The following is a 6699-nucleotide window of genomic DNA, read 5'->3' on the forward strand; positions in this document are numbered from 1 at the left end:
TGTGTGGCAAAGAGGAGGGACACGGCATTGCCGTGTCCTTACCCAGATCGGCGACTCCTAATCACAAATAAATTAAGTCGCCGAGGGAATTGTGATATCAACAGATTGCACTTTTACCGAAGTTCCCAAACTCGATAACGGCGGTTGAATTGCCTCCGTATTTCCCACTACTAATGTTACCAGATTCTCCGGTTTCAAGTAAGTCTGGGCTACGCGCTGCACGTCGGCAATTGTTGCTGCTTCGATGCTGCGGCGGTAGCGAAAAATGAAATCTTCGGGATAACCGTAGTATTCGTAGCGGATTAATCGCGACAAAGTTTGACTGGGATTTTCAAATTTGAAAATGAATGAATTTAGGGTGGAATCTTTAGCAAAAGCTAATTCTTCCTGGGTAATTGGTTCGGTGCGGATACGATCGATCTCTGCCCGAATTGACTGGATAAACGGTACTGTGGCATCCGATCGCGTTTGGCCTCCAGCGACAAACACCCCCGGATAGTCATATCTCGGACTCCAAGCAGCGTATACTGAATAAGCTAAGCCTTGGCGCGATCGCACGTTATTAAACAAACGGCCGCCGAAACCGTTGAGAACCCCATTCATCACATCCAAAGCACCGTAATCTGGACTGCTGAGCATTCCGCCCAAATGTCCCATCTGCACGTAACTTTGACTTAATTGCGGCTGATTTACCAAAAATATGCCGCCGTCCTTTGCTGGCGATACGGTTGGTAGAGCAGGCACTTCTGCACTTTGACTCGGTTGCCAGTTGCCGAATTTTTCCTCGACGAGCGATCGCATTTTAGCTGTATCAAAATCGCCAGCAATACCCAAAATCATATTCTTGGGATGGAAATATTTCTGGTAGAAACTCACCACATCGTCGCGGGAAATATTGGCGAGGGTTTTGTATTCTACCGTGCGCGCGTAAGGACTGCGATCGCCATAAATTAACTTTTGAAACTCGCGGCCGGTAATATCGTTCGGATCGTCATTGCGGCGGGCGATCGCACCTTGAGTTTGGTTCTTCGCTAAATCTAACTTTTCCTGAGCAAACATTGGCTCCCGAATCACTTCCGCAAATAAGTCAAACACGGGTTCCAAATCTTCAGCTAAAGCACTAAAATTAGCCGTGCCAGAAGCAACATCAATCCCCGTTTCTACCGAAGCTGCTCGCTGTTCTAGCAACTGATTTAATTCATCAGCAGTATGCCGGCTAGTACCGCCAGTTCGCATCACTTCTCCCGTCAAACCTCCCAATCCAATTTTATCGGCAGGTTCAAAACGATCGCCCGTGCGAAATAGCGCCGTTCCCCCGACTAACGGCAATTCCCGGTCTTCCATAAGATAAACCCGGATACCATTTTTCAGCTCGAAGCGAGTATATTTAGGCAGTTTAATTTCGGACAGCGGGGGAAATGTTAATTCGTCGTAGTGTTTGGGGGCCGCCGCAAAGGAAGGTAACAAATTAAACGTGCCAAGTGAAACAGTAAAAAAGCACAGCGATAGCAGAAATAACTTTACTTTTTTCAGTCTCAATTTAGTCCTTTTCATTCTTTCTCCTAAGTTTCCTATTGTGACATAGCGAGGCAGAGCCTCTGGATCTGCGTTCCCCGGCTCTGCCCAGGGCGTGACAACTTAACGTTAAACCTACCGTCTCTCTTGTTTGTCGCGAACTGCAAGATCCCCCCTAACCCCCCTTATTAAGGGGGGGAAAAGAGTGTTCTCAAAGTCCCCCTTCTTAAGGGGGATTTAGGGGGATCTAGATTCGACTAAAAGCGACATTTATTATGGGTTTTAGTCTTAAGTTGTCAGGAAGGGGCAGAGCCTGAAAACGAGTTTTTCTTCCTTCTTCCTTCTTCTTACAGTGGCAAAAGCTTACCAATCGTGCGATTTTCCGGGCGGAAAGTTGCCTGAGCGACACGCTGAATGTCAGCGGGAGTAACAGCGGCGATCGCATCCAATTCCTTAAACAAATTTCGCCACGAACCGGTGTTTACTTGATAGTCCACCAGCGAAAATGCCATGCCCATATTAGAATTGAGCGATCGCAACAAATCGGCTCTCGCCTGAGTTTTCACTCGATCCAATTCCAAAGCAGAAACCGGCTCTGTTTTCAGGCGATCGATTTCCTTCCTCAAAGCTGCAGCTACTTCATCAACGGTGCGGCCCGGAGCAGTTTGAGCGTAAAATAACATCAAATTCGGATACTTTTCCCCCGGATAACCGCTGAAACCTTGAGCAGCCAGCGCCAATTGCTGTTGTTCTACCAAAGATTTATAGAGCCGAGAAGTGCGGCCATCGCTGAGCAAAGAACCAATCATTTCATAAACCGCATTGTCGGGATGATTCATCGCCGGTTTGTGGTATCCTTCCAAATACCAAGGTTGAGTTTTTAATTGCAGCGTGACTTCTTTAGTTTGCGTTTGGGGAGGTTCGACAATCTCCAATTCTGGAGGCGCTGGTGAGGCCTTGTAACGGCCGAAATAAATTTGAGCGAGTCGCTTCACCTCCGAAGCTTTCACGTCTCCTACCACCGCCACAGTCAGCTTGCTGGGGACGTAGTGAGTATCGAAAAACTTCTGCACGTCGCTGCGGGTGAGGTTTTTAATGTCTTCAGTGTAGCCAATTACGGGGCGACGGTAGGGATGAACAGAGAAAGCTTTGTTGGCAAAAGCTTCAACCATTTGTCCGATCGGAGAATTCTCGGTTCGTAGCCTGCGCTCTTCTAAAATTACCTGTTTTTCTTTGTAAAATTCCCGAAATACTGGTTCTAGAAATCGCTCGGATTCCAGCGACATCCACATTTCTAACTTATTAGCTGGAAGGCTGTAAAAATACATTGTGGCGTCGGTGGAAGTAGCGGCATTTAGTCCGACTCCGCCTGCTTGTTCCACTATTTTGCCCAGTTCATTGCGCTTGACAAATTGTGAAGCTTCGGCTTCAACTTTGTCAAATTCTGCTTTTAATTGGGCGACTTCTTCAGTTTTGCCGCTGGCCTTGGCTGCTTGCATTTGCTCGAAGAGTTGGTCTTGTTTTTCTAGCAGCGGCTTTTCGGCTTGGTAGTCGGTAGTGCCGATTTTTGGCGTGCCTTTGAAGGCTAAATGTTCGAGATAGTGAGCGACTCCGGTTTGGCCGTCGGGTTCGTTTGCGCCGCCGACATCGGCGTGAATCAGAAACGATGCTACGGGCGCTCTGGGCCTTTCGAGTACGATGAATTTCATGCCGTTGTCGAGCTTAAATTCGCTGACTTGGCTGATTACTCGATCGAGCGACGGTTGAACAGAGACTGCTTGGGAGCCGCTAGCGGGGTTGGGGCGGGCGAGGGCGATTTCGGGGGAAAGTCCCCACCACAGCAGTACAGCGGCTAGCAGGGAGGCGATGAATCGAGTTTGGCTCACGGGCGATTCTCTAGGGGATAGCTTCGCTTCACGGGGTTTTTGGAACTGCGGGGTCATTCGATTTTAGATTTTAGATTTTAGATTTTGGATTGTCAAACAAACAATGTTTGTGCTCGGTGGCCAGAGATTCTTTTCTCAGGATAAAGATTTTTTGAGGCATAAGCGATCTGTTGCGCCGCAGATGTTAGGCTGATACAGCAAATCTCAAAAAGGGTCATTCGATTTTAGATTTTAGATTTTGGATTTTGGATTGTCAAACAAAAAAATGTTTGCCCTCAATGCCAGAGATTCTTTTTAAAACTTAACATCAATTAGTCCCTCAGTCCAGCTCCCGTAGTTCCAAGTAGCAAATTACCCATTGCAAAGCCATGCGAATTTTTAATCAGTCTCCTCCTTCTGAAACAGAAACCAAGAAGCGGATTTTACAAGCCGCTCAGCGGTTGTTTGCCCGCAGCGGATACGACGGGACGACAACTCGCGATTTAGCAGCAGCGGCTGGGGTGGCCGAGGGTACGCTATTTCGGCATTTTGATAATAAAAAAGCGATTTTGATTGAGGTGGCGACGGAAGGATGGGTGGAGTTGCTGACGGATTTGCTGACAGAATTGAGCGAGATGGGCAGTTACAAAGCAGTGGCTCAGGTGATGCGGCGACGGATGCTGAATATCCGCGAGAATAGCGACATGATGCGGGTGTGTTTTTTGGAGGCACAATTTCACCCGGATTTGCGCGACAGAATTCAGTTGGAAGTCATCGGAAAAATGAGCGATGTGGCTGAGGCTTTTTTTGAAACGGCGATGGAAAAAGGAGTTTATCGGAAGATGAATCCGAAGATTGTCGCTCAGGTATTTTTGGGAATGTTTGCAGTCGCGGGTTTCAGTCAAAATACGATTATGGAGCCGAATGCTTCGCCCCAGGAAATGCAGGAAATGGCCGAAGGACTCGCAGATATTTTTCTGAATGGGGTTTTGCAGAAAGATCAATAATTAGTCATTAGTTATTAGTTATTGGTTATTTAAGCTGTGGAGCATTTAAACCAGTAACGAGGCTAGTAGGGTGCGTCAGCTAGAACCCTTACGCTGAAACGGAAAACCTTAGATGCTGACGCACCTTACGCAAGTCCTTTAAATGCCGAACAGCTTATTGGTTATTTATTGGTTATAACCGATATCTTGCAGCAATATCAATAAGAGGATTTTTCGTGGGGTCGGGCGGGTTTATAGAACCTATTTGCAAGCTTTAAGGCTGTTGGCGAACCCGCCCCTACGGCTAATTGAGAATGGTGCAATATCTCAGTTATAACCAATAACCCGTCACCCATCCCCAATCCCCAATTACTCTATAAATTCGTACATTTGCTGTACCCAATTCTCCCGGTTTTTCTGCCATTCATCCGTCACTACTTCCCAAGTTGTATTGCTTTCAAGTTCCAGCAATAGACTTGATACTTCTTCCAGCGTCGATGCTATATGACATTCTTCTACCCAACTTTCACGGATCATTTTCCAGAGACTTTGTACCGCTTCTCGCTGAAAATTTGATTCTAATTCAACTAGCAATTTCGCTAGGTGTTTTTCGTCACTTGCTGCTGATACCTCCCTCATCCAACAGTCGCGACGTTCTTTCCATTCTTCCGTCACTGCGTCCCAGTTTAGGTGGGCTTGAAACTCTAACAGTAATTGGTTTAGTTCTACCATATTAAATTTTGTCTTGTTTGCAGTTTGTGCTATTTTTGTACAAATTTTATTGATTGAGAGTGTTGGTTTTTTATAATGAGCTATGTGGCTGAGGCTTTTTTGGGAAACGGCTCAGGTATTTTTGGGAATGTTTGCAGTCGCGCCCTTCAGTCAAAATACGATTATGAAGCCGAATGCTTCTCGGCAGCAAATGCAGGAAATGGCTGAAGGACTCGCTGATATTTTTCTGAATGGAGTTTGGCAGAAAGATGAAGAATTAGTGATTAGTCATTAGGAAATGTTAGAGTCTGAAAACGCATATCTACAGGCTCTAAATCCTCGAAACTACTCCTTAAACTTGTGCATTTGCTGTACCCATTTCTCGCGATTCTGCTGCCATTCATCGGTCACCGCTTCCCAATTGGTATTGGTTTCAAGTTCCAGCAATAAACTTGATACTTCTTGAACAATCGATGCTGCCAGACATTCTTCTACCCAACGGTCTCGACGCTGTTGCCACTGAATATCCACCGATTCCCACTTCAAGTTAGATTCCAATTCAACTAGCAATTCTGCTAGATATGTCAGGTTAACTGATGCTGCCACATCGCTAACCCAACTTTCCCGGCGGTCTATCCATTCTTTTGTCACTCCTTCCCATTTGAGGTTGCTTTCAAACTCTAACAGTAACTGATTTAGTTCTACCATCTTAAATCTTGGGTTTTTTGTAGTTTGTGCTACAATTATACCAAAATTTTCACTAAACAGAGTGTTAAGTTTTTTTTAAGATTGCGGTCGCAGTGAAACTACAGAATAGATAACTGAATAATGAACGATGAATTTACTTTAGATATGCTAGAGATTCCCAGCGGTTGGAGGCGGGGCGAAGGTGACTGGACTGGAGTGGCGGCGGCTCTTGCTAGAGGGGAAACTGTCGAAGTAATTCAAGAAGTTGGTTCTACTTTGTGGCAAAACAGTCTGCCAGAAAAACATTCTTTGTATTGGGATGGGGAAAATCTATCAACTATCAAAGCCCGAATTTGGATTAGTTTCACCCAGAGAAGATTTTCGCCGGAATCTGTTTTGCCAAAGGTTCAGTGGCATCCGAGAGTGTTGTGGGTAGGGATAGGTTGTGAACGCGGAACAGGGCGAGAATTAATCGAAACTGCGATTAAACAAGTATGCCGTGCTTATCATTTAGCGGAAAGTGCGATCGCAGGTATTGCTACAATAGACACTAAAGCAGGTGAAGTCGGCTTGCTGGAACTTTGTCAAGCGCGAAATTGGCCGTTAAAAACCTTTGCTGCTGACATTTTAAGTTCCGTAAAAGTCCCTAATCCTTCCAATATTGTAGTCAAACAAGTCGGGACGCCTAGTGTAGCAGAAGCTGCGGCACTTTGTGCGATCGAACTAATATCTTGTACCATGCTCGATAACAGGCAAGATGCCTGTTCCACAATTCTCAACAACAGGCAAGATGCCTGTTCCACAAAGACTGAATCTGCTTGTGGGGAGGGCATCTTGCCCGCCCGTACCATTCTCAACAACAGGCAAGATGCCTGTTCCACAATTCTCAACAACAGGCAAGATGCCTGTTCCACAAAGACTGAATCTGCTTGTGG

6 protein-coding genes and 1 pseudogene are annotated in these 6699 nt (G+C 46.0%); 3 read left to right on the forward strand and 4 right to left on the reverse strand.

Annotation, left to right across the window (positions count from 1 at the left end):
* Window positions 1–72 precede the first annotated feature (72 nt).
* Together QUB26_RS19350 and QUB26_RS19355 are read right to left on the reverse strand one after the other, a co-directional pair.
* Window positions 73–1554 (reverse strand): pitrilysin family protein, encoded by a 1482-nt coding sequence (locus tag QUB26_RS19350; RefSeq protein WP_333319266.1) that lies wholly within the window; start codon window positions 1552–1554, stop codon window positions 73–75.
* A gap of 308 nt (window positions 1555–1862) precedes the next feature.
* Window positions 1863–3458, reverse strand: a complete 1596-nt coding sequence (locus QUB26_RS19355) for a pitrilysin family protein (protein WP_333319268.1) — start codon at window positions 3456–3458, stop codon at window positions 1863–1865.
* A 311-nt stretch (window positions 3459–3769) separates the two neighbouring features.
* Here QUB26_RS19355 and QUB26_RS19360 point away from each other — a divergent pair, with 311 nt between their 5' ends.
* The gene (locus tag QUB26_RS19360) at window positions 3770–4387 is read left to right on the forward strand and encodes a helix-turn-helix domain-containing protein (protein WP_333153396.1); all 618 of its coding nucleotides are present in this window, start codon (window positions 3770–3772) and stop codon (window positions 4385–4387) included.
* A 348-nt stretch (window positions 4388–4735) separates the two neighbouring features.
* Here the strand turns inward: QUB26_RS19360 and QUB26_RS19365 are convergent, their stop codons facing one another.
* Window positions 4736–5098 (reverse strand): hypothetical protein, encoded by a 363-nt coding sequence (locus QUB26_RS19365; RefSeq protein WP_333236824.1) that lies wholly within the window; start codon window positions 5096–5098, stop codon window positions 4736–4738.
* 109 nt (window positions 5099–5207) lie between these two features.
* On the opposite strand from QUB26_RS19365, the pseudogene QUB26_RS19370 reads away from it, so the two are divergent.
* Window positions 5208–5372 (forward strand): annotated as a pseudogene (locus QUB26_RS19370) (TetR/AcrR family transcriptional regulator); the annotation flags it as partial.
* Between the two features lie 50 nt (window positions 5373–5422).
* Here the strand turns inward: QUB26_RS19370 and QUB26_RS19375 are convergent.
* Entirely contained in the window at window positions 5423–5785 is a 363-nt protein-coding gene (locus QUB26_RS19375) for a hypothetical protein (protein WP_333236826.1), read from the reverse strand.
* Between the two features lie 120 nt (window positions 5786–5905).
* Between QUB26_RS19375 and QUB26_RS19380 the strand changes: the two genes are divergently transcribed.
* On the forward strand, window positions 5906–6699 hold a 794-nt coding region (locus QUB26_RS19380), incomplete at its 3' end, for a cobalamin biosynthesis protein (RefSeq protein ID WP_333236828.1).

The sequence above is a fragment of the Microcoleus sp. B4-C1 genome (assembly GCF_036705285.1).
Classification (GTDB): Bacteria; Cyanobacteriota; Cyanobacteriia; order Cyanobacteriales; family Microcoleaceae; genus Microcoleus.